We start from the raw sequence: 21700 nt of genomic DNA on the forward strand, positions 1-21700 counted from the left end.
TATGTACGAACGTGACGAATATCATTATACCATACAGATAGTATTAATGAACAGCAAAAATAGTATCTAGTTCTAGTACCTTATTATATTATAAGTCATCAAATGATCTCTTACTACCCATCCTTAGCACACGAAAGTAGCACACCTCCTCAGTGTGCTACTAATCTAACTTTCTATAAAATTATTCGCTTACTGGTGGCAAGAAACTTACATACACATCATTAATTCCTTTTATTTCTTGACGAACCATGTGCATAATATCATTTGCTTCTTTTGCTGATAACTGTTCGGACTGGACAGTTACCTTTACATGATTATCTTCAGCGTACACTAACGCTTCAGAAAAACCTAATTCGCTTTTTATTAATGTTTCGATGATTTTTTCTTTTTCCATAATATAAGTTAGATCTTGTAATTTTTCGCTCGCCTCATTAATCTTGTCTGTTGGTAAATTTGTTGATGCCATAATTGAAGTTAAATTCTCTTGTATACGACTTCTAGAGTCCTCATATTGCATACGTGCTGTCATGAAGAAGTCGTTTGTTGCCAAACTGGATGTGACAGATCCATCCTCTGCTTGCTCTACAGTTCCATTACTCTCACCTATCGTTGCCATATCTTCAGTTTGTTGCATCTCATTCTCTTGGGCTACATCTTGTTCGGTATAAGCAAGCTCATCCTCTACAGGTGAAGTTATATAATATACAGATAGAACAGCTACAAGGCTCAACATAGTTAACAACCAAACAGTTTGCTTTTTCAATAACATTTTAAGATTCCCCCTTATCTTTTTTCGGTAAAACTGCAACACGGTGTACCGGTACATCTAGAACACTCGTTACTGCTTCAAGTATCCATTTTTTCACTTGTACATTATCAGCACCGTTTGCTACAATCAAAACCCCTCGTATTTCAGGTTTTTTTGTTTTTAAAATAATTGGTACTTCTTGTTCTCCATTTCGAATAACGACAACTTGCTCATCCCTAGAAACATCTTCGACTCTGCGCTTACCACCCTCTCGATCTGTTTCATCGGTTGTTTGATTTTGTGTTACTATATTTTTCTCTAGCACTTTCGATTCAGTTGCATCAACATTAACGACGATAGTCACATCACTTACACCGACTATTTCATCTAAAGCTTCCTTTAGCTGGTTCTCATACATTCGTTCGTACTCTAAAATAGTTTGTGGGTTGCTTTCTTCCTTTTGTCCAAACGTGGCCACATCTTCATTTGGTGCGGTAGCATTAAAGGTTGGCACAGCATCATTCCTGTTCGTACCTGCAAACCAATTTCCAAACATCATAAGAGTAACACCAGCTACAAGGATTATGATGGCATAACGCCACTTTGTTACTGGTTGTGAAGGTGGTGATTCGCCATCTTTTTTTATAAATGATTGTATTTTCTGCCACCATGTACTATTTTGACTCATATGTTTAATCCTCCCCCCCTTTTACATGTATGGAAATTTTGCTCTCATCTACACCCCATTTAATACTTAAAAATTTAAGCACAGGAGAATAATCTTCTTTATTTTTTATAGGTTCATGTGGTTGATTAGTATCAATGGTAATAGGCTTGACAACTGCAACTGCATTCTCTTGCCGACCTTCTGATACTACTACTTGAACATTCACATTTTGATTTGTTAAATCTAAGTCAGAACCATTCTCCTCGACGCTTAGTATGACATCTTCCACCTTTAACCCATATTCTTGCACCAACTCCTCCTGTATGTCCGTTTCCATTTGGACAGCCATTTGTTCTAAAATATATGCATGTTGTGAGGCTTGTATTTCTTTTTTCTTCATTTCTATTAAATTTTCTATATTTTCATCGTTTTTTGTCTCTGGAATAGTTATCGCTGTGATTACATCATCAAAGTCTCTATTTATTAACTGCATTATTGGTTGGAAAACGACCATCAATAATAACAATCCTGTTACCATCTTCACATATTTTTGGAACGATGATTTAGGAAGAAGCATGTCCATCACAGTGGCCAATAAGATAAACAAAATTATGTTTTTAATCCAATCTGTAATAAACGCCAATCTTATCCCTCCTCACCGCATCATCATAGTAATATTTCCAGCTGCGATAATAACGGTAATACTCAAAAAGAACATTAAAGACACTATCGCTAATGCAGCAAAAATATAAATGACCGATTTACTAATAATATTTAAGCAAGCAATAACAGGACCGCCCCCCAATGGTTGTAGGATTGCAGCGGCAAATTTATAAATGAAAGCCAAGGCGAATACTTTTAAAGCTGGAAATGCAGCTAATAAAAGCAAAATAGCAACTCCAGCAATCCCGACAGTATTTTTCAATACAACCGAAGCACTTATAACAGTATCTGCAGCATCAGTAAACGCACGGCCTAACACTGGTATGAAATTAGATGTAATAAACTTTGCCGTCTGTACAGTTAGGCCATCCGTTGCTGCTGATGTAGCCCCTTGCACGGAGATGACACCAAGGAAAATAGTCAAAAAGGTAGCTAATGTTCCTATACTAATATTTCTTAGTAGATCAGCTAACTGGGTCGCTTTATAGTTTTCACTTATCGTACTTACTATAGAAAGTAAGGCGGATAGGAATATTAAAGGAAGTACAAAATATTGAATCAAAAGACCGCTTGTATTCATCATAAATATGATAATTGGATGAAAAAATGCTGCTGAGATTGCTCCTCCACTAGTTGCTAATAGAGCAATTAACAATGGAAGCAAGGCGATAATAAAATTACTCATACTTTTTATAGCTGTTTCTGTGTATGAGATGGCAACATGAAAGCTATTTAATGCAATAATGATTAACACTAAATAAACGAGGGCATAAGCTACTTTACTAACCGTGCTGTTTTCGAACGCATTCTGTAGATTTTGCAAAAACATACTAAACACTGTTAGCAAAATTAATGTTCCTAGAAGCTTGCCATTAGCAAGAAGCTCATACATTAAAAATTTTAAAAATCCAGCAAACCAATCTTTTAATGAGAATTGCTTTTCACCCTTAATAAACTCATATAAAGTGCCCTTCTGACTTTCCGGCAAAAACCCACCATATTTCGTAACTATTTCATTCCAGTATTGTTCAACCTCATGTAAACCTAGCTTGTCCAACTGTTGTTCAACGAGATTATCTGGTTGTGCTGCTGCATGACCAGGAGGGGCAGGTAGAAACAAGAAGAATACAGCTCCTATGACAATCAAAATAATTCGCTTCATTGTTTCACCCCTAGTTAAGAAGGTATAAGCCCAATTATCGTTTCAATAATCGCTGTTAATATGGGAATTGCCATTGCTAAAATTAAAATTTTTCCACCTAATTCAATTTTAGAAGCAATGGCACCTTGGCCTGCATCCTTCGTTATTTGAACTGCAAATTCAGCAATATAGGCAATACCTATAATTTTTAGAATTGTTTCTACATAAATTAAATTCACATTTGAATTTATAGCTATTCTTTCAAGCATTCGAATAATATTTACAATCTGGTCCAGGAGGAACAAAAAAATCGCAACTCCTGCAAAAACAACAAGAAGAAAGGCGAAATTAGGCTTTTGTTCCTTCAGGACCAGTGCGAGAAAGGTCACAACAAGTCCGAACCCAACAATTTGTAATATTTCGATAGCCGCCCCCTCCTTTTACTAGCCTTGGAACAGGAATACCGATTTAATTTTTTGAAAAAGATCTTGGACGATGCTTGCGACCATAAACAAAATATAAATAAAACCTAATAAAGTCACCCATTGCGCATATTCCTTTTTCCCCATTTGTTCAAGAACCGTAACTAAAAACGCTACCACTATACCAATACCTGCAATTCTAAAAATTACGTCTACATCAATTCCCATCTTTATCCTCCTGTCGCTACATCAATAAAATGATTAATAACAAACCGGTTAATACACCAAGGCTTTTCATCATCTTTTCATATCGTAACTGTTTATCCTTAGCATCTTGTTCTTCTCGTTCTAAATGTGATATTGCCAAATGGATATGTTTTTGTTGAGAAAATAAATCATGCTGCCCAAGCGTCTCTCCGAATTGTTTCAGGATTTCTCGCTCATTGTCCTTTAAAGCTGTATGTCGCCATATATCATCCAGGCTATCATTCCAGGCGATACTAGCACTCACATGCTGATCACCTAATCGTTTGGAAAAGCAGTCAAACAACCAAGATAACGGTCGTGGAAGTTGTCTAGCAATATGCATGGATGCATCTCGAAGCGGTGTGTGACTAAACATGATTTCTGCCTCTAACGATTGTAATGCTGTTTTTAATAATCTAAGCTGTCTTGGCCTCTCACTTAAACTTTTCGAAACCTCAAACCCTGTCCAAGTTGTGGCTAGCAGAATAATGATAGCGCCGATTATTTTCATCTTTATGTCACCATCGCTTTCTGGTAGATGTCTTCTTTCTCAGGTGTTAGAATTTTCTCAATAGTACCTGGACCATGACGTCTAGATAACTCTACAAGCCTAGTAAATACACCTACCTCCATTATTTTCTGAAGAGATGGTCTTCTGTACAGATCACTATAAGATGTACCATGTACAGTCATAACAAGTGATACGCCTGCATTCACAGCTTCTAAGATAGCTTCTGCATCTTCCATCCTGCCAATCTCGTCAACAACAAGAACATCCGGGCTCATGCTCCTTATCATCATCATCATCCCTTCAGCTTTTGGACAGGCATCCAAAACATCAACACGAGGCCCAAACGTATGTTGAGGAATTCCTTTTAAACAGCCAGCTATTTCAGATCGTTCATCAACAATTCCAACCTTTTTAGCGATAATACGTGCATCCTTATTACCACTACTAATATAGCGAGCTATATCTCGTAACATTGTAGTTTTCCCACTTTGTGGTGGTCCAATAATTATCGTGTTATACCAAGCTTCATCATAAATGTATGGAATTAATTCATCTGCTAAGCCTATTTTTTGCTTTGCTATACGGATATTAAAGCTCGTCACATCACGAATAAATTTAACGACACCTTGCTCTGTCACAACTTTTCCTGCTAATCCAATTCGATGTCCACCTTGCACTGTAATATAGCCTCGTTTTAGTTCCTCCTCGAGAGCATATATCGAGAATTGACTAATTTTATTTAAAAATAAAGAGGCATCCTCCTTTGAAACAATATATGACAAATATTGAGGTTCGCCATGAATTACTAACTCTAATGGACGTTCAACCCTCATTCGTATTTCCTCTATTTCTGCTAACAGCGAAGGAGGTTTTGCCGCAATACTAGATGAAATAGACGACGGAAGTAATGTAAGCAGTTCGTGCATCTGCATGCCTCCTTATAATTATTACTTATGCAGCATATGGCACCTCTAACACAGTCTTGCTTTTGTGGTTCCTTTTCTATATCACTTTCAATGTATGGTTAAGCTCGTCTATTTATGACAAACTATCGATATATTCCTATTAAAATTAACCCTACACCGCCAGCAATAAATAGTAGATTAATAAGTGAGATATCACCAGCAAGTTTAATTAAACCTAGAGTCATTGATGTAATTAAGATGACCGGGCCTACAACAGCTAGTAAAGAGTTAATAACAATTGCTTTTTTCACATCGTTAAACAATAGAATTAAGATAGCTGCACAAAACTCAATTGATGCTGATACAAAACGAAGACCAGCCATTGATAAGACAGTAGAATCTAAGGAAGAAAGAAACTTTTTCATAGTCCCTCCATAAAACAAAGTTTTGTACAAGCATATGCGCACATATAGGGTTTAAGAAGTGAAAATTAATTTATTGAAGATGTCAACTTTCGAAAGTATGTTTTTCTATCGTAGAGTTTGTTGGAGGATTACTATAGATTCATGTTTTGGAATAAATAATTTTGTCGGTGCCAGACACCTAAAAAATAGACTTTAATTGACAAAAATCAACACAACTCTATTGATTAATTACGTAGGCCTTCCTTCAGCTTCACCATCGCTTTTAACATACCAATTAACATACCAACGCTATTCTAAACACAAAAAACCCACACTCTATAAAGAGTGTGGGCCTAGTTATGCTATTTGTTATGCACGTGAAACGTAGCTAGCTTCAGACGTGTTGATAATAAGTACATCACCTTCGTTAATGAATAATGGTACCTGTACGGAAAGACCTGTTTCAAGAACAGCAGATTTAGAACCACCTTGTGCGGTATCACCTTTAATGCCTGGCTCTGTCTCAACAACTTTTAATTCTACAGTGTTAGGTAGTTCCACACCTAATGTTTCTGTTTGATACATCATAATATGTACTTCCATGTTCTCTTTTAAAAATTTCAGCTCACGTTCAATTTGAGCTGCTGCTAATTCGAGCTGTTCATATGATTCGTTGTCCATGAAGACATGCATATCTCCACTTGCATATAAATATTGCATTTTACGATTTTCAATATGCGCTTTTTCAACTTTTTCACCTGCACGGAAAGTCTTTTCTTGTACGGCACCAGTACGTAAGTTACGAAGTTTTGAACGCACAAACGCTGCACCTTTCCCCGGCTTTACGTGTTGGAAATCGATAACTTGCCAAATTCCCCCATCGACCTCAATTGTTAAACCTGTACGAAAATCATTTACTGAAATCATGCTTAATATCCTCCCAGAGTGTTATAGTGTAACTAAGTCTTTTGTAGAAAATGTTAAGGTTTCGTTTCCATTTTCTGTTATAACTGTATCATCTTCAATCCGAACACCGCCAAGATTTGGAACATAAATACCAGGCTCTACTGTCACAACCATTCCAGGTTTAAGCACAATATCTGAACGAACAGATAGTCCTGGACCTTCGTGAACCTCCATCCCCAAGCCATGCCCTGTGGAATGCCCGAAATACTCACCATATCCTTGCTCAGTAATATAATCTCTTGTTAATGCGTCCGCTTCGCGACCTGTTAGTCCGGGCTTAATTCCGTTCATGCCACGTAGCTGCGCTTCAAGAACGATATTATATATTTTCTTTAACTCATCGCTAACTTCTCCAACAGCTAAAGTTCTCGTAATATCAGAGCAGTATCCTTTATAATAGGCACCGAAGTCAAGAGTTACAAACTCACCCTTCTCAATAACCTTATCACTAGCGACTCCATGAGGTAATGCCGAACGATATCCAGAAGCTACTATAATATCAAAAGAAGATGAAACTGCTCCTTGCTTACGCATAAAGAATTCCAACTCGTTAGCAACATCCACTTCTCTTATTCCTGGACGTATGTAGGTTAAAATATGATCAAATGCTGCATCAGCAATCTGCGCAGCTTGTTTCATAATCGAAAGTTCTTCAGCATTTTTATATAGTCGTAAACTTTCGACCAGACCTGAAACGGGCACAAGCTCAGTATCTATTGCATTATCATAGCTGTTATATGTAGAGTATGTCATATGATCTTGCTCAAAACCTAGCTTTTTAATGCCCATACTTTTGACGGTTTTAGCGATTTCTTCTATGATAGGTCCTTCATGCTTAATAATACTAAACCCAGAGATCTGTTTATTTGCTTGTTCTACATAGCGAAAATCTGTAATAAAAACCGCTGTCGTTTTACTAATAACAGCCACACCGGCCGAACCAGTAAAACGTGTTACGTATTGTCTATTAATGCTACTTGAGATAACCAAACCGTCAATCTTATGTGTATCAAACATCTCGCGGAGTTTCTCAATACGACTTTCCATCTGTCTCCCCCCTTAAAATATCTAGCAAGGCAAGTAATGCCACCTTATACCCATATAGCCCTAAACCAGCAATTTGCCCTTTAACAACAGGTGCTATCACAGATTGATGACGAAAGGATTCACGTGCATGTATGTTCGAAATATGAACTTCAATAACAGGCACTGTGACACTAGCTATAGCATCACGTAAAGCGTAGCTATAATGCGTGTATGCACCTGGGTTAAAAATGATTCCACTGTACATATCCTCTGCGTTATGAATCATATCAATTAATACACCTTCATGGTTTGACTGTGCACATGTTAATTGTACGTTGTGGTCAACAGCAAATGTTGTTAAGTTCGCTTCGAGCTGCTTTAAAGTTGTATGTCCATAAACGGCAGGCTCTCGAAGTCCAAGTCGATTCAAATTAGGCCCATTTAATAATAGCAGTTTCATTTTGAAGACTCCTCTTTTGCCCTGCACAAACACGCTCTCATTTGTGAAAAACGTTAGCAGGATGTGTTCCCTACAACATTCTATCACAAATCATTCTTTATCACTATTTTATTTATTTTTTATGTGGCATCAGCAGTTTGAGTCTCAGGTGTATTTTGTTCTTCACGATTATTAACCTGTAATTCATTATACTCAAACGTAATAGAGTACCCTATAAATACACCATATAATATATATAAGCATACATTTGTTATTATCGTATTTCGCTTAAGTTCTGTTACAGCAGGTACATTTTGAAAGATTGGATTTAACAAATAAAACACAACTCCCCAAAGAACAGCACCGAATATAGCTCCTATCCAAATATTTTGATACTTCTTCAATACAGCATAATATAAAAAAGCAACAGCAATTGATATTGCACCTATAACTACAATAGAAATAAATTGACCTAATATCGTTTGTTTCCATTCACCAACTGCCCAAGGTTCTAAGATCATATTCGGAGCAATTTCTGTGAAATTAATTATATAAGCTAAATACCCTAAGAAACTCCAAAATAATCCTCCGAATAGACCAATCATTAAAATTTTTACAGGAAATGAAATTGGCTTTTCTCGCTGATTTTGTTCTAATTTTTCATTTTGTTCACTTGAATTATTTTGCAATATAAACACCTCCATTTGTAGTATAACCATTCAGGCTATAATCATGATGAAGAATGATATCGTTAAATGCCCATGCCAAATTAGTGTAATTTTGTGGAAAAAGGGGTATAATATAAAGTGAATATTAGCCTATAGAGCTTTTGATTATTTTTTTGTAAAATATCAGAATAGACACTATTTGTCGTCGCATCTTCCTAATATTCATTTGAAATGTGAGCCGTTTCAATTGGAGTTAGAGCGACTTGTGTTTTCGATCACCTCGTTCTCCCCAATTTGTCATTCAATAATTTGCGACTTCAAAAAAGTTCACAATCTTAGGCTCCGATAATAAGACAAAAAAACAGCATATACCTTACCACATAAAAATTTTTATGGTAGGTAAATAAAAAATTGACCGGAGGTGGTATTCTTGCGTTTCAAGTCTATGTCTTCATGGATCGTTGTTCTGCTTATGTTAGCAGGCATTGGTGTTGTTTATAGCTTCATCACAAATCCAATTGGTTTTTTACAGCGGATTGTTATTTTTGCAATTATAATTGGGCTAGGATTTCTGCTGTATCGCCACCTCACGAATAAGAGTATTCCAGGTCGTTCCAATTACATTAATGCAGTTAAGCAATCTAAGAAACGCTATCAAACTCACCAACCTTCACCAGTTAGAAAGATAGTGAAAAATAATACAACAATACAGCCAAAAGCAAAAGTATCTTCAATTAAAAAACCGTTAAGAAATGACTCTGACAAACGTAAAAGAGCCAGTCACTTAACAGTGATTGAAGGGAAAAAAGGGAAAAAGAAAAATCGAGCCTTTTTTTAGAAGGGCTTGTTTTTTTTTAGGTTAATGAATATTGATGGCTGCATTACGTATTATTGTTTAGATTCGGGTGTAGTATAATATAAACGAAGGCCTACTTTTTAAAAGGGGGGTAAAAGGACATGATAAGTTTTTCTTACACTTTATTGATATTGTCTTTTATTTTATATTGGCACAGAGATAAAGAAACTAGCTTTGTTCTATTGTATAGTATTGCACTTAGTATAGTATTAGCACATGGTATTATGTCATCCTTGACGTTAGACACTACATTATTGAACGGTTCTGTTATTATGATTGCTACTATCTTATGTTTATATATACTAGAAATAGCTGAAATACAACCGTTTCGCTTGCCTACCTTTGTACTTTATATAATATCCTTGTTAGTTGCTTCAATATTCATAGGTTGGAACATAATTGCAGAAGCTTTTGTTGGTATTTTAATTTTCTCAAGCATATATAGACTGTTCACTACATTACATGAAGCTAGGGAAACCTTTATTTTATTTAGTATAATTTCCGTACCTATCATATTATTATTAATTGATCAAAGTAGTACTACTTGGACATTAGCTTTATTTCTACTTGGTGCAGGTATTGGAAATTTCTTAGAGAACATTAAAGTAAAAATGAACCCCGTGCCACTCACAGCTTTACCTACTGTTTTTTTTATTGGCTTGTTACCTGCTACCATATTTGGTATCTTAGCGATTTACTGGCAACCTGTGCTTAGTTTAGCGCTAGGCTTTTGGGTATGTTTTGTAGCTCCTTACATTTTTATCAAACTACAAATAACTAAAACAGATGTTGCTAATGTACTATCAACAAATCAGTAGCACCATGACTTTAAAAATGATTTTGCTGTCTCATAGCCTATTTGTGTTAATTGCAGCTTTTTTTCTTCTGTTAATGAAAATTCTGTTGATAGAGTATGTTCGACAGGAATAAAGATAATATCCTTTTCATGCTTACGAGATACATATCTTGCATCATGAGCATCCTTCATTGTTTCAAATAATGCACCGAACAAGTCTATTGCATTATAAATTTTATTTTGTTGTGCATTTTCATCTTTGGCACTAAGCTTAATTCCTAACACAGGTCTCTCTTTACGGCGCAAATTATTTTGCCCCCAAAACAACCAAATAGGAAAATTACTTAAAACACCACCATCAACGATAACTGCCGTTCCATTTTGAGTTTTTAGTTTCACTGGCTCGAAAAAATATGGTATGCTACAGCTCATTCTAATAGCTTTGGCAACCGGAAATGTCCGAGCATCATAGTTATAAACAGGTAAATCATCAGGAAGGGTAAGAATTCGACCCCGAGAGAGATCTGAAGCTACTACTCTTAAAGATTCCTTAGGCAAGTCAGCAAACGTAACAACACCCTTTTCCGCTAACTTAACAGAAAGCCATTGCTCTAATGCCTCTCCTTTATATAATCCCATATAAAAATATAACAGGATCCATTTAGATACTGGATTTTTGAATAAAAGCTTACGAGGGTCAAGAAATTGTATGGCGTCAATTTCTTCCATTATTTTAAGAAGCTCTTTACTTGAATACCCTGCCATAATAAGACAAGCTATAATAGAACCGGCACTTGTCCCTGCTATCCTTTTAAACTTCAAACCACGCTCCTCAATAGCTTGATATGCCCCAATTAAGGCAAAGCCCTTGACCCCCCCACCAGAAAAAACACCATCAATATACATCCAATGCCATCCCCTTTTTAGCGTTTCTTTACCATATTAATAAGTGGGATAACAAAATAGTACAGAACACATCAAAATAATTAATTATTTTATAAAGAATTTGTTATGTCTTAATAGAAATTCAAACACCTCTTATAATTTTTCATAGCAAAACGAACTCACTTCGAATTACAATCACATCTCTAAAAAATGGATTTAGCTATGTTGCTCAGTAGAATTACGTATTGTCTTATTGAAAAAATCAAACAAAAAAACTCGGTTAAACACCCGAGTCTTCTAAGCCTATGTATATTAGTTACTGTCAGTTTTGTTCCTCGTTAGTTTTTTGCACACTTCTTAGTTCATTTACACGTGCATCGTCTTCTTCAAAATATTGGACAACGTCGCCTATGCGGTCAATAGCATTCCAGCTTAAATGATGCTCAATACCTTCAACATCATTATATATTTTATCTTCTTCTACTCCAATGATGCGCAAAAATTGCTCTAATAGATCATGACGATAGACAAGGCGTTTCCCTATTTTCTTGCCTTTTTGCGTTAATATAAGTCCACGATATTTTTCATAAATCAAATATCCATCTTTATCTAGTTTTTGCACCATTTTTGTAACAGAAGAGGGGTGAACAGACAATGCTTCCGCAATATCTGAAACGCGAGCATAACCTTTATCTTCAATAAGTATGTATATTTGTTCTATGTAATCCTCCATGCTTGGTGTAGGCATGAGAATCCCCTCCAATCCGAAACATCTATGTCATTAAAAGTTTACACCATCTTATTCATCGTGACAAGCGATGCTCGGATTGCAGGTAATGTATTACGTAAAATACTGAATGGTAGCATTCGGAAAAAATTGCGAGATATATTGACGCATCGTGCCTTCTAAATCTGCCGCTTCTTCTGTTTTATAAACATATTTCCCAATACCGTAGCGACCCCATTTATATTTTCTCTTACTCTCATCAAGATCCAACTTAGTCTTAGGATAACGTTGTTCTATCACTTTTTTAGCTGGTTTCGTAAAACGATGTTGAATTAACTCGAACGTTAAATCAGGAATATTTACGCCCTCTAACGAACGGGACAGACGTTCAAAAAGTTCATAGTATCCTTCCTGCCAATCATCATGCATATAAATTGGTGCAACAATAAAACCAAGAGGATAACCAGCATGGGCAACTTTTTTAGCAGCCTCTAGTCTTTCATCAAAAGAAGATGTAGCTGGCTCAAAATTTTTAATAACATACCTTGAGTTTACACTAAAGCGGAATCTAGTTTTCCCATTATGCTTTGCATCTAGCAAGTGATCGACATGATGGTACTTTGTAACAAATCGAAGTCGACCTAGATCAGTTTGTCCAATAAATTCAATTGTCTTCTTAAGTGAATGTGTTAAGTGATCTAAGCCTACTATATCGGATGTACAAGCTGCTTCAAAGCGCGTAATTTCAGGTGCCCGTTCATCCATATATTTTTGAGCCTGATCAAAGATGTCTTCTAAATTTACATACGTGCGAATGTAAGGCTTACTTCCTAATGTCGTTTGCAAATAACAATAGTGGCAATGCCCCATGCAACCGGTAGCTAATGGTATCGCATATTCAGCAGATGGCTTTGATGTATCGAATTTCAGAGTCCGACGGATCCCGACTACAAGAGTGGATTTAGCTACTCGGTATTTTTGTAATTCATTGTCACCAGGCAAGTTTCGAATCTGATTATGTGAGGTTGTCTCACGAATCTCAATATTCATCTTTTCAAATTTCTCTAAAAGCTCACGCCCTAAGGGATACTCTAAGGCTTGTGGTTCAACATACACTAATTGAGGCATAAATGGCTCCATAATCATCCCTCCTATGTGTTAGCTTTTACCGTTTAAAATAAATTTGTTAATGTAAATTTTGGTTTCATACAATCACCAAAAAATCAAATAAAAATATGTGAACATATTATGAACTAGAAAAGAATATGGTAGTGTAGTGAATGATTCTAAATATCCAACTTTTTCCAAGGGGGATTTTTGATGGGAGTTCGTTTTCTTAAGATTGCGGCATTATATTTTCTTATTGGAGTTGGAATTGGCATTTTTATGGAATCAGCAGGTGATCATGCGCTTAAGGGGGTACATGCTCATGTAAACTTAGTTGGTTGGGCCTCTATGGCCATTTTTGGGTTTATGTATCATTTATTTCCTAAGCTAGGAGAATCAATCCTCGGGAAAATTCATTTCTGGGCGTACAATATTTCCCTTCCTCTCTTTATGTTAGGTCTTGGTTTTCTTCTGTACGGGAATGCTACATTATTACCATTAGTCATAATCGGAGCCAATGTATTAGCTCTAAGTGTTGTAATTTTTGTTATTAATGTATTTGTTAATTTAAAAGCACAAGATGTATCTAGACTTAAAGACCAAAATTTATCGATGTAAAAGCAACGGCAAGGTCCTTTTGACCTTGCCGTTTTAGTATACTTAGCTAGATGCTACGATTTAAAGACTATCCGTAGCACCTTAACCTTATAGGTATTTTTCTCAGATACTCTATACGATTAATATTACTCAATTTTTTTTAAATAAGACTTTTACATTCCTTTTGATCGTGTTGTACATTATTAATTATGACTTCTTTTTGACATAAAAACACCCCTTTAGATAATTAATCCAAAGGGGTAAAACAGTGCAACTTTTTTATAAACAGTTAATCTTTATTTAAAACGGTTAAACTTTCTTTCAAATCTACAAGTTTGCTTTTTTTAGTTTTTTATAATCCACATTTCAATTGCGCACCGCAGCTTGTACATGTATTGCAACCACCTAGGTCCTCGACTGTTCCTTGGCGACAAACGGGACAGATGTTGCCTACTTCAGATCCAATAGTTACGTCAGTTGCATGCAAATCAATAATTGTATCGACAATGACGACAGGCTTCTTTTCATTCTCTAGAAGTTCGAGTTGATCGCCGTCATCTAAAGTATTTTCTTCTGCTTTTAGCGTTAACACCTGTGTATCACGACTTCCATCAACGTACACTGTGCCGCCTTTTGCGCCACCTTTGTATAATCTCTCATACACTTTCTCTACTTGTTCTACGGTGTATCCTCGCGGAGCGTTTACGGTTTTACTAATGGAACTGTCAATCCAACGCTGAATGACGCATTGGACATCCGCATGTGCTTCGGCTGATAATTCCATCGCAGACACAAACCAATGTGGTAAATTATTTGGGTCTGCTTCAGGATGCTGTTCTAAATATTCTTGAACAATATCTGCTTTTACTTCGATAAACTTCCCAAGACGTCCACTTCGGAAATATGAGAAGGAAAAATAAGGTTCTAATCCTGTTGATACTCCTACCATTGTCCCTGTACTTCCCGTTGGGGCAACAGTCAATAAATGAGAATTTCGTATACCGTATTTCAAAATATCTTCTCTTACATGAATAGGCATCTTTTTCATAAAGCCTGAATTAGTGAAGGCTTCGCGCAAAGATATCGTTTCTTCTTCTGTTTCACCGACTAAAAACGGGAAGCTGCCTTTTTCCTTCGCCAATTCAATCGACTCTTCATAAGCCGTAACAGCTATCGTTTCGAAGACTTTATCGACTAACGCATTACCAGGCTCAGATCCATACTCCGTTTCACAGTATATGAGAAGATCATGCAAGCCCATGACACCAAGACCGACGCGTCGTTCGCCCAGTGCTTGCTTTTTGTTTTCATTTAAAAAGTATGGTGTCGCATTAATAACGTTATCCTGAAGTCTAACGCCAACACGAACGGTTTCTTTTAATTTTTCAATGTTTAGCGTTTTTGTTTGCTTATCCGCCATATTTGCTAAGTTCACTGCAGCCAAATTACAAACAGAATACGGCGCGAGTGGCTGCTCCCCGCACGGATTAGTCGCGACTACCTTTTGACCATAAGCACGAGCGTTTGTCATGTCATTCGCATTATCCATAAAAAATATACCAGGTTCCGCTGAATATGTCGCACATACGTTGACTAAATTCCAAAGCTCTTTTGCTTGAATCTTTCGGTACGTACGAACTTTGTAACCCATTGCTTCCCATTCTCGTACATCGCCGACTTCATGCCACTTTTCATTATAATCTTTCATATCACTAGCATTATAGCTTTCTACATCAGGAAAACGCAGTTCGTACACATCATCACGATCTACTGCATCCATAAAGTCCTTCGTTAAACAAACTGAAATATTGGCACCTGTTAAGAATTCAGAGTTATGTACACTATACGTGCCCCCTGTTTTTAACTTTTGCGCTGCATCCGCAATAATTTTTTCATCAAAGCCGCCATTACCTTCAATATTACGATAATTCACAATGCTTTGGTACATGACGCGCTCTTGCTCCGTTAAAGGTGTAAACTTCAATTTATCTTGTGCTGCTTTTCTGATTTGCTCATCGTTTGTGATTTCTATTAAATAACGGAGTATTCTTGGATTTTGCATTTTAGAGATAATAAATTCAATTATATCTGGGTGCCAATCGGCGAGCATTATCATTTGAGCCAAGATTTGTTACTCACTCTATCGAGTGGGACAGGTCATTTCTGCCTGTCTCTTACACTTTCATGTAAGTTCAGACTATATCTTCAAAGAACATCTTTGTCTTGCGCCCCAATAGTCTAGTTACCTCAGACTATGGCTTACTTCTTCCATATACCTGTTTTTACTTAGGAAGTTTCAGTAGTCGTTGAACGTTCATCTTTGTTTCCAAAGACGCTTCGCTGCTGATTGCCCATTGTTATATCTTAATACTTTTAAAACGTTCACGCTTGCTGTTACCAGCTACGTTGTAGTGTATTAAGCTTTAGGGGTTTCCAGCAATTCGCAAGATTCGTTTATAGACGAGGCACACTATTTACCACGTCTTGATCCACCTTGTTCAACTAAATGAGTCAATTTAGCAATATCGTCTAACCATGATACTGAACCAGATGATTTTCCATTAACACCTCGTGCTAACGTGTTACGTGGTCTCAATGTTGAACCGTTCGTACCAACGCCACCACCGCGACTCATAATCTCCATCACTTGTTTACGGTGTTCCGAGATACCTTCACGAGAATCCGGTACGAAAGGCATAACATAACAATTAAAAAAAGTCACTTCGGTTTGAGAGCCAGCTCCGTATAATACACGACCAGCAGGCACAAAATTTAAGTTCACTAGCTGTTTATAAAATTTTCGAAACCACTCCTGGCGTTTTTCTTCCGTTTTTTCGACAGCGGCTAACCCTGTAGCATTACGCATGGCAATTTGCTCATAAAATACTTCAAGTGGTTTTTCAATTACATCTAGTGAGCGACACACCATACCTGTTTGAATCTCTTGTTCGCCTTCTAGTACTCCACGGTATTCTTCCTCAACAAGTACAGTCGCTTTTTTTTCAATCCAATCAATATCTTGTATAAATCCTAGACCACGCGCCGGAAACTTAGGGTCCTCTTTAATAGTAAGGACAACAAAATCCCCTTTAGAAAGCGTCACCTTTTCTGTATCCTTAAACGCATATCGATCAAGCATAACAAGACGAGACACACCTTTATGTGTAATATTCATTTCAGGTGTGACTGGATGAACCTGTGGGAATAAAGAGATATCTTTATTTAAACTCTCAACATTTATTCCCGACTGCGGATTAAGCACCACCGACATTTCACCAGCTCCTATTCTTCTCTATTAAACTTTAAATTAAAAAGCTTGCCATTTTAAGGCATAGCTTGATGTAAATAACTCTATGTTGTGTTATGTCTAATTATCAACATAGATAACGTACCATATTCTTCTACAACAATCAATATATAGTGTGTTCTTTTTACCGAATAATACTACATATTGTGTTTTGTTTATATTGTTTTTAATTTGTCAAACAAAGGATTTATAGATAAGAAGAGTTTTTTGAAGAAAAAAGATGATATTTGCTGAATTAGTGGTTTTTTTGAAGAAATTTCAAACTTGCATATTTAATAAGTAGGAAAAAGGTAATATTGGTAGTGTCCCACCAATATTACCTCCGAAAATTCCATTCATCTGTCGCATATTTACTACTAGCAAGTTGTTGCACATAATATTCCTGATCCTGTGTAAGACGATACTCCTCAAGTGTAATTGAAAGGGCATCTTCAAATCCTTGCTTAAAGGCTGCCTTTGCCTCAATTAAAGTAACAGGAGTTTCTCGCAATTCGTTAATGGCGACAGCCTTATTTTTAAATGCTCGCTGCATACGTTCTTTAACTCGTTCGTTAGGATACAGGAATAAACTAAATAATAAATCTTCATCTAAATCTAGTAGGATCGAACCATGCTGCAGTATTACTCCTTTTTGCCTTGTTTGTGCACTTCCTGCAACCTTTCTCCCCTCGACAACAAGCTCATACCAGCTCGGTGCATCAAAGCAAACTGATGAACGAGGATTTTTCAAATCTGCCTTTTCTTCTTCGGTTCTCGGAATAGCAAAATATGCATCAAGACCTAAAGAGCGAAAACCATTTAAAATACCTTCTGATATAACACGATAGGCTTCTGTAACCGTTTTAGGCATCTCCGGATGACTCTCTGTTACAATAACACTGTATGTAAGCTCGTTATCATGTAACACACCTCGACCACCCGTTGGTCTACGGACAAATCCAAGATTGTTGTCTCTTACTACTTGCATGTTAATCTCTTTTTCGGCCTTCTGAAAGTACCCGATTGAAAGAGTTGCTGGTGACCAGCCGTAAAAACGAATAACAGGTGGAATATCACCATTACTATGCCATTCTAAAAGAGCTTCGTCTAAAGCCATATTATAATATGGATCACGATTTCCAGAATCTATAAAATACCATGTTTCTCTATTCACATAACACACTTCCTTTCATACGCTTTATAAGTCTATCAAACAAAATAACATTTTTAAAATATAGTGACCTAAATTTTCTTTGCGATTTTTCTCATAGACATCTATAATATTATTGTAACTGCTTATTTTTTGAGGAAGGTTGATACTAAAATGGAATTACTCATTATAACCATCGCAGCAATTGCAACATATTTCTTAGTAACATGGTTCTACCAAAAGCGCATTCTTAAAACTTTAACAGAAGAACAGTTTCGCGAAGGTTACCGTAAAGCTCAATTAATTGATGTCCGCGAACCAAACGAATTCGATAATGGGCATATTCTAGGCGCTAGAAATATTCCTTTAACTCAATTAAAAATGCGAATGAAAGAAATTAGAGCTGACAAACCTGTTTACTTATATTGTGAAAGTGGTCTTCGTAGTGGTCGTGCTGCAAGAGCGCTTCACAGAAAAGGATACAAAGACCTTAGTCACTTAAAAGGTGGCTTTCGTAAATGGGAAGGTAAAGTGAAGGCTAAAAAATAAATACATCTAAATTAAGGTAGTGACTGATCTGAAGGAGCTTCTCCTACAGATTGTGCTACCTTTTTATTCTTGTAAAGCATAGGACTATAAAAACAGGTATTCATCAAGATGAATACCTGTTTTTCTGTGTTTATTGCTTTTGATATCGTAATATTGGCTTACGTGCTGCTGTTGTTTCATCTAATCTACGCACAACAGTTGTATGTGGTGCTTCCTGAACAACTTCAGGATTCTCTTCTACTTCCTTTGCTATTTGAATCATAACTTCGATGAAGCCATCGAGTGTTTCTTTTGACTCTGTTTCGGTAGGCTCAAACATCATACACTCTTCAACATTTATTGGAAAATAAATAGTAGGTGGATGGTAGCCAAAATCAAGTAAACGCTTAGCAATATCCAATGTCCGAACACCTAGCTTCTTCTGGCGTTTTCCTGATAATACAAATTCATGCTTACAATGACGATTATATGGTAGGTCAAAGTATGGTTCTAGTCGACGCATCATATAATTTGCATTCAACACGGCATGCTCTGTTACTTGACGTAACCCATCTGGTCCCATTGATAAGATGTACGTGTAAGCACGAACATTGATACCAAAGTTACCGTAATACGGCTTAACTCGACCAATTGCTAATGGACGGTCGTAGTCTAAATGATAAAAATCATTTGTTTTTGTCAAGATAGGCTTTGGTAAAAACGGCACTAAATCGTCTTTGACACCAACGGGGCCACTACCTGGACCTCCCCCACCATGTGGTCCGGTAAATGTTTTGTGTAAATTTAAATGCACTACATCAAAGCCCATATCACCTGGACGTGCTTTACTTAAAACTGCGTTTAAATTTGCACCATCATAATATAACTTACCGCCCGCCCCATGCACAATGTCAGCCATCTCAAGAATATTCTCTTCAAACAATCCTAACGTATTAGGGTTTGTCAGCATAAGCGCAGCTGTGTCTTCTCCCACTACTCTGCGTAGGTCATCAAGACAAACAAGCCCATGTTCGTCAGATTTAACTGTCACTGTTTCAAATCCTGCAACTGTCGCAGATGCTGGATTAGTTCCGTGAGCTGAATCAGGAACAATAACTTTCGTACGATTAAAGTCACCTCTTTGTTCATGATAAGCACGAATGAGCATTAATCCTGTCCACTCACCATGTGCACCTGCAGCTGGCTGTAATGTCACGGAGTCCATGCCTGTAATTTCAACAAGTGATTGTTGGAGATTATACATGAGCTCTAACGCTCCTTGTACGGTCTTTTCATCTTGTAATGGGTGAATATGAGCACATCCTGGTATACGTGCAGTAAACTCGTTAATTTTCGGATTGTACTTCATTGTACAAGACCCAAGTGGGTAAAACCCTGAGTCGACTCCATGGTTTCTGCGTGATAGCGCTGTGTAGTGGCGCATAATATCGAGTTCAGACACCTCTGGTAAATCAGGACTTTCTTCTCGAATATAAGATGTAGGGAGTAAATCTGCTAAGTCAACCTCTGGCACATCTAGTTCTGGTAAGCTATACCCTACACGACCTGGTTTTGATAATTCAAAAATGAGTGCTTGATCTTCCTTATGCATGCCCATCCCCCAATTCTTTAGCAAAAGTCTCTATTTCTTCTTTTGTACGTAACTCTGTCACAGCCAAAAGCATATGATTATTTAGAGTCACATAATCCCGACCTAAGTCATAACCACCAATTATGCCCTTGGCGAAAAGCTTATCATTTACATCTTGAATATTTGCGTTTAATCGAATTACAAGTTCATTGAAAAATGGTCCCGTAAAGGCGACTTCAATACCAGCTTCCGCAAGCTTATCTTTCATAAATTTAGTTTTAGTAATGTTTTGTAGAGCCATATGTCGCACACCATGCTTTCCTAGTGCTGTCATGGCAACTGATGCAGCTAAAGCATTTAATGCTTGATTAGAACAAATATTAGATGTGGCTTTGTCACGACGAATATGTTGCTCCCGCGCTTGTAACGTCAAAACAAAACCGCGTTTGCCATCCTCATCTACTGTTTGCCCCACAAGACGCCCCGGTACTTTTCTCATCAAGTTACTTTTTACAGCAAAATACCCACAGTGTGGTCCTCCAAATTGCGCTGGGATACCAAGTGGTTGTGCATCACCAATAACAATATCAGCACCAAATTTTCCTGGAGGCGTTAACACGCCTAAAGAAAGCGGATTGCTCGATACTACAAACAAGCCCTTGTGTTGATGTGCTATCTTTTCAATCTGATCAAGTGGTTCAATTTGGCCAAAAAAGTTAGGATATTGTACAATAACAGCTGCTACATCTTCATCCATCGCCTGTTGCAACGCGTCTAAATCAGTCATACCCTTTACTGATTGTACTTCAACAACCTCAATGTGTTGCCCCTTTGCATAAGTTTTAAGTACAGCACGAGATTCAGGATGAACCGTTTCTGAAACTAGCACTTTCGTCTTTTTTGTATGCCCTGCACTTAGCATTGCTGCCTCAGCAAGCGCCGTTCCTCCATCGTACATTGATGAGTTAGCAACATCCATTCCTGTTAATTCACAAATCATCGTTTGAAATTCAAATATTGCTTGTAGTTCACCTTGTGAAATCTCAGGTTGATATGGAGTATAAGCTGTATAAAACTCAGACCTAGAAATAACATGATCTACAATAATGGGCGTGTAATGGTCATACACTCCCGCACCTAGAAAGGAAGTATACTCTTTACTATTTGCGTTTTTTTGCGCTAAAGCGGTTAAATATTTTATTATATCTGTTTCTGATTTTGCTTCTGCTATATTGTACGGACCATTAAATCTCACCGACTTAGGTATATCCTCAAAAAGCTCTTCTATAGAAGAAACACCAATAGTCTCTAACATTTCTTTCTGATCTTGCTCCGTTAAAGGTAAATAGCGATGCTGCATTTTAATTCCCC

General features: G+C 37.0%; 23 protein-coding genes and 2 pseudogenes. 4 read left to right on the plus strand and 21 right to left on the minus strand.

The features are described from left to right. Positions 1–181 precede the first annotated feature (181 nt). From EJF36_RS13440 to EJF36_RS13500, 13 genes are all read right to left on the minus strand, one after another. Positions 182–769 carry a SpoIIIAH-like family protein gene (locus tag EJF36_RS13440; RefSeq protein WP_185806913.1) on the minus strand — a complete coding sequence of 196 codons (588 nt, stop codon included), beginning with the start codon at positions 767–769 and terminating at the stop codon, positions 182–184. Position 770: 1 nt separating this feature from the next. Beyond that, positions 771–1436: a stage III sporulation protein AG gene (gene spoIIIAG / locus EJF36_RS13445; RefSeq protein WP_125906810.1), complete on the minus strand. Its 666-nt coding sequence runs from the start codon at positions 1434–1436 to the stop codon at positions 771–773. Between the two features lie 4 nt (positions 1437–1440). Further along, positions 1441–2058 carry a stage III sporulation protein AF gene (gene spoIIIAF, locus EJF36_RS13450; protein ID WP_125906811.1) on the minus strand — a complete coding sequence of 206 codons (618 nt, stop codon included), beginning with the start codon at positions 2056–2058 and terminating at the stop codon, positions 1441–1443. A gap of 12 nt (positions 2059–2070) precedes the next feature. Then, entirely contained in the window at positions 2071–3240 is a 1170-nt protein-coding gene (gene spoIIIAE, locus EJF36_RS13455; RefSeq protein ID WP_125906812.1) for a stage III sporulation protein AE, read from the minus strand. A gap of 14 nt (positions 3241–3254) precedes the next feature. Further along, positions 3255–3644 (minus strand): stage III sporulation protein AD, encoded by a 390-nt coding sequence (gene spoIIIAD, locus EJF36_RS13460; protein ID WP_260471994.1) that lies wholly within the window; start codon positions 3642–3644, stop codon positions 3255–3257. 18 nt (positions 3645–3662) lie between these two features. Continuing rightward, positions 3663–3869 (minus strand): stage III sporulation protein AC, encoded by a 207-nt coding sequence (gene spoIIIAC / locus EJF36_RS13465; protein ID WP_125906814.1) that lies wholly within the window; start codon positions 3867–3869, stop codon positions 3663–3665. 16 nt (positions 3870–3885) lie between these two features. Then, positions 3886–4398, minus strand: a complete 513-nt coding sequence (gene spoIIIAB / locus EJF36_RS13470) for a stage III sporulation protein SpoIIIAB (protein ID WP_125906815.1) — start codon at positions 4396–4398, stop codon at positions 3886–3888. Between the two features lie 2 nt (positions 4399–4400). After that, a complete protein-coding gene (gene spoIIIAA / locus EJF36_RS13475) occupies positions 4401–5324 on the minus strand; it encodes a stage III sporulation protein AA (protein ID WP_125906816.1) in 924 nt (307 codons plus the stop codon). 122 nt (positions 5325–5446) lie between these two features. Beyond that, positions 5447–5728: a YqhV family protein gene (locus EJF36_RS13480; RefSeq protein ID WP_125906817.1), complete on the minus strand. Its 282-nt coding sequence runs from the start codon at positions 5726–5728 to the stop codon at positions 5447–5449. A 348-nt stretch (positions 5729–6076) separates the two neighbouring features. Then, positions 6077–6634, minus strand: coding sequence for an elongation factor P (gene efp, locus EJF36_RS13485; protein WP_125906818.1), 558 nt, complete (start codon positions 6632–6634; stop codon positions 6077–6079). A gap of 21 nt (positions 6635–6655) precedes the next feature. Then, on the minus strand, positions 6656–7720 hold the full coding sequence (locus EJF36_RS13490; RefSeq protein WP_125906819.1) for a M24 family metallopeptidase: 1065 nt from the start codon (positions 7718–7720) through the stop codon (positions 6656–6658). Next, entirely contained in the window at positions 7704–8159 is a 456-nt protein-coding gene (aroQ, locus tag EJF36_RS13495) for a type II 3-dehydroquinate dehydratase (protein WP_125906820.1), read from the minus strand. The genes EJF36_RS13490 and aroQ overlap by 17 nt, the downstream gene beginning before the upstream one ends. 119 nt (positions 8160–8278) lie before the next feature. Then, positions 8279–8830 (minus strand): YqhR family membrane protein, encoded by a 552-nt coding sequence (locus EJF36_RS13500; protein WP_395940635.1) that lies wholly within the window; start codon positions 8828–8830, stop codon positions 8279–8281. Between the two features lie 406 nt (positions 8831–9236). On the opposite strand from EJF36_RS13500, the gene EJF36_RS13505 reads away from it, so the two are divergent. Next, on the plus strand, positions 9237–9644 hold the full coding sequence (locus EJF36_RS13505) for an SA1362 family protein (protein ID WP_125906821.1): 408 nt from the start codon (positions 9237–9239) through the stop codon (positions 9642–9644). A gap of 119 nt (positions 9645–9763) precedes the next feature. Further along, complete coding sequence (locus EJF36_RS13510; RefSeq protein WP_125906822.1) at positions 9764–10480, plus strand: hypothetical protein; 717 nt, start codon at positions 9764–9766, stop codon at positions 10478–10480. On the opposite strand, the gene EJF36_RS13515 is transcribed toward EJF36_RS13510, so the two are convergent. The 3 genes from EJF36_RS13515 to splB all read right to left on the minus strand — a co-directional run bounded on the left by EJF36_RS13515 (position 10474) and on the right by splB (position 13210). Continuing rightward, on the minus strand, positions 10474–11364 hold the full coding sequence (locus EJF36_RS13515; protein WP_125906823.1) for a patatin-like phospholipase family protein: 891 nt from the start codon (positions 11362–11364) through the stop codon (positions 10474–10476). The two genes, EJF36_RS13510 and EJF36_RS13515, sit on opposite strands and share 7 nt — an antisense overlap. Before the next feature lie 301 nt (positions 11365–11665). After that, the gene (gene mntR / locus EJF36_RS13520) at positions 11666–12091 is read right to left on the minus strand and encodes a transcriptional regulator MntR (protein ID WP_125906824.1); all 426 of its coding nucleotides are present in this window, start codon (positions 12089–12091) and stop codon (positions 11666–11668) included. A gap of 93 nt (positions 12092–12184) precedes the next feature. After that, the gene (gene splB, locus EJF36_RS13525; protein ID WP_125906825.1) at positions 12185–13210 is read right to left on the minus strand and encodes a spore photoproduct lyase; all 1026 of its coding nucleotides are present in this window, start codon (positions 13208–13210) and stop codon (positions 12185–12187) included. Positions 13211–13390: 180 nt separating this feature from the next. Between splB and EJF36_RS13530 the strand changes: the two genes are divergently transcribed. Next, positions 13391–13795: a cytochrome-c oxidase gene (locus EJF36_RS13530; protein WP_125906826.1), complete on the plus strand. Its 405-nt coding sequence runs from the start codon at positions 13391–13393 to the stop codon at positions 13793–13795. A gap of 331 nt (positions 13796–14126) precedes the next feature. Here EJF36_RS13530 and EJF36_RS13535 read toward each other — a convergent pair. The 3 genes and pseudogenes from EJF36_RS13535 to EJF36_RS13545 all read right to left on the minus strand — a co-directional run. Beyond that, positions 14127–15896 (minus strand): annotated as a pseudogene (locus tag EJF36_RS13535) (vitamin B12-dependent ribonucleotide reductase); the annotation flags it as partial. Between the two features lie 354 nt (positions 15897–16250). After that, positions 16251–17045 (minus strand): annotated as a pseudogene (locus EJF36_RS13540) (ribonucleotide reductase N-terminal alpha domain-containing protein); the annotation flags it as partial. A 352-nt stretch (positions 17046–17397) separates the two neighbouring features. Continuing rightward, a complete protein-coding gene (locus tag EJF36_RS13545) occupies positions 17398–18234 on the minus strand; it encodes a lipoate--protein ligase family protein (protein ID WP_125906827.1) in 837 nt (278 codons plus the stop codon). A gap of 150 nt (positions 18235–18384) precedes the next feature. Here EJF36_RS13545 and EJF36_RS13550 point away from each other — a divergent pair, with 150 nt between their 5' ends. Further along, positions 18385–18759, plus strand: a complete 375-nt coding sequence (locus EJF36_RS13550; protein ID WP_125906828.1) for a rhodanese-like domain-containing protein — start codon at positions 18385–18387, stop codon at positions 18757–18759. Positions 18760–18889: 130 nt separating this feature from the next. Here the strand turns inward: EJF36_RS13550 and gcvPB are convergent, their stop codons facing one another. After that, positions 18890–20350 carry an aminomethyl-transferring glycine dehydrogenase subunit GcvPB gene (gene gcvPB / locus EJF36_RS13555; RefSeq protein WP_125906829.1) on the minus strand — a complete coding sequence of 487 codons (1461 nt, stop codon included), beginning with the start codon at positions 20348–20350 and terminating at the stop codon, positions 18890–18892. Then, positions 20343–21689 carry an aminomethyl-transferring glycine dehydrogenase subunit GcvPA gene (gcvPA, locus tag EJF36_RS13560; RefSeq protein WP_125906830.1) on the minus strand — a complete coding sequence of 449 codons (1347 nt, stop codon included), beginning with the start codon at positions 21687–21689 and terminating at the stop codon, positions 20343–20345. Before gcvPA ends, gcvPB begins: the two co-directional genes overlap by 8 nt. Between the last annotated feature and the right edge of the window lie 11 nt (positions 21690–21700).

The organism is Bacillus sp. HMF5848 (assembly GCF_003944835.1).
Lineage (GTDB): Bacteria > Bacillota > Bacilli > Bacillales > HMF5848 > HMF5848.

Bases quoted from the DNA above. Each gene is read 5' to 3' on its own strand.
- aroQ (WP_125906820.1), bottom strand. From the start codon at position 8,159: ATGAAACTGCTATTATTAAATGGGCCTAATTTGAATCGACTTGGACTT.
- EJF36_RS13530 (WP_125906826.1), top strand. From the start codon at position 13,391: ATGGGAGTTCGTTTTCTTAAGATTGCGGCATTATATTTTCTTATTGGA.
- spoIIIAC (WP_125906814.1), bottom strand. From the start codon at position 3,869: ATGGGAATTGATGTAGACGTAATTTTTAGAATTGCAGGTATTGGTATA.
- spoIIIAG (WP_125906810.1), bottom strand. From the start codon at position 1,436: ATGAGTCAAAATAGTACATGGTGGCAGAAAATACAATCATTTATAAAA.
- EJF36_RS13490 (WP_125906819.1), bottom strand. From the start codon at position 7,720: ATGGAAAGTCGTATTGAGAAACTCCGCGAGATGTTTGATACACATAAG.
- efp (WP_125906818.1), bottom strand. From the start codon at position 6,634: ATGATTTCAGTAAATGATTTTCGTACAGGTTTAACAATTGAGGTCGAT.
- spoIIIAB (WP_125906815.1), bottom strand. From the start codon at position 4,398: ATGAAAATAATCGGCGCTATCATTATTCTGCTAGCCACAACTTGGACA.
- gcvPA (WP_125906830.1), bottom strand. From the start codon at position 21,689: ATGCAGCATCGCTATTTACCTTTAACGGAGCAAGATCAGAAAGAAATG.
- EJF36_RS13480 (WP_125906817.1), bottom strand. From the start codon at position 5,728: ATGAAAAAGTTTCTTTCTTCCTTAGATTCTACTGTCTTATCAATGGCT.
- EJF36_RS13440 (WP_185806913.1), bottom strand. From the start codon at position 769: ATGTTATTGAAAAAGCAAACTGTTTGGTTGTTAACTATGTTGAGCCTT.
- EJF36_RS13510 (WP_125906822.1), top strand. From the start codon at position 9,764: ATGATAAGTTTTTCTTACACTTTATTGATATTGTCTTTTATTTTATAT.
- splB (WP_125906825.1), bottom strand. From the start codon at position 13,210: ATGGAGCCATTTATGCCTCAATTAGTGTATGTTGAACCACAAGCCTTA.
- spoIIIAA (WP_125906816.1), bottom strand. From the start codon at position 5,324: ATGCACGAACTGCTTACATTACTTCCGTCGTCTATTTCATCTAGTATT.
- mntR (WP_125906824.1), bottom strand. From the start codon at position 12,091: ATGCCTACACCAAGCATGGAGGATTACATAGAACAAATATACATACTT.
- gcvPB (WP_125906829.1), bottom strand. From the start codon at position 20,350: ATGCATAAGGAAGATCAAGCACTCATTTTTGAATTATCAAAACCAGGT.
- EJF36_RS13550 (WP_125906828.1), top strand. From the start codon at position 18,385: ATGGAATTACTCATTATAACCATCGCAGCAATTGCAACATATTTCTTA.
- EJF36_RS13515 (WP_125906823.1), bottom strand. From the start codon at position 11,364: ATGTATATTGATGGTGTTTTTTCTGGTGGGGGGGTCAAGGGCTTTGCC.
- spoIIIAE (WP_125906812.1), bottom strand. From the start codon at position 3,240: ATGAAGCGAATTATTTTGATTGTCATAGGAGCTGTATTCTTCTTGTTT.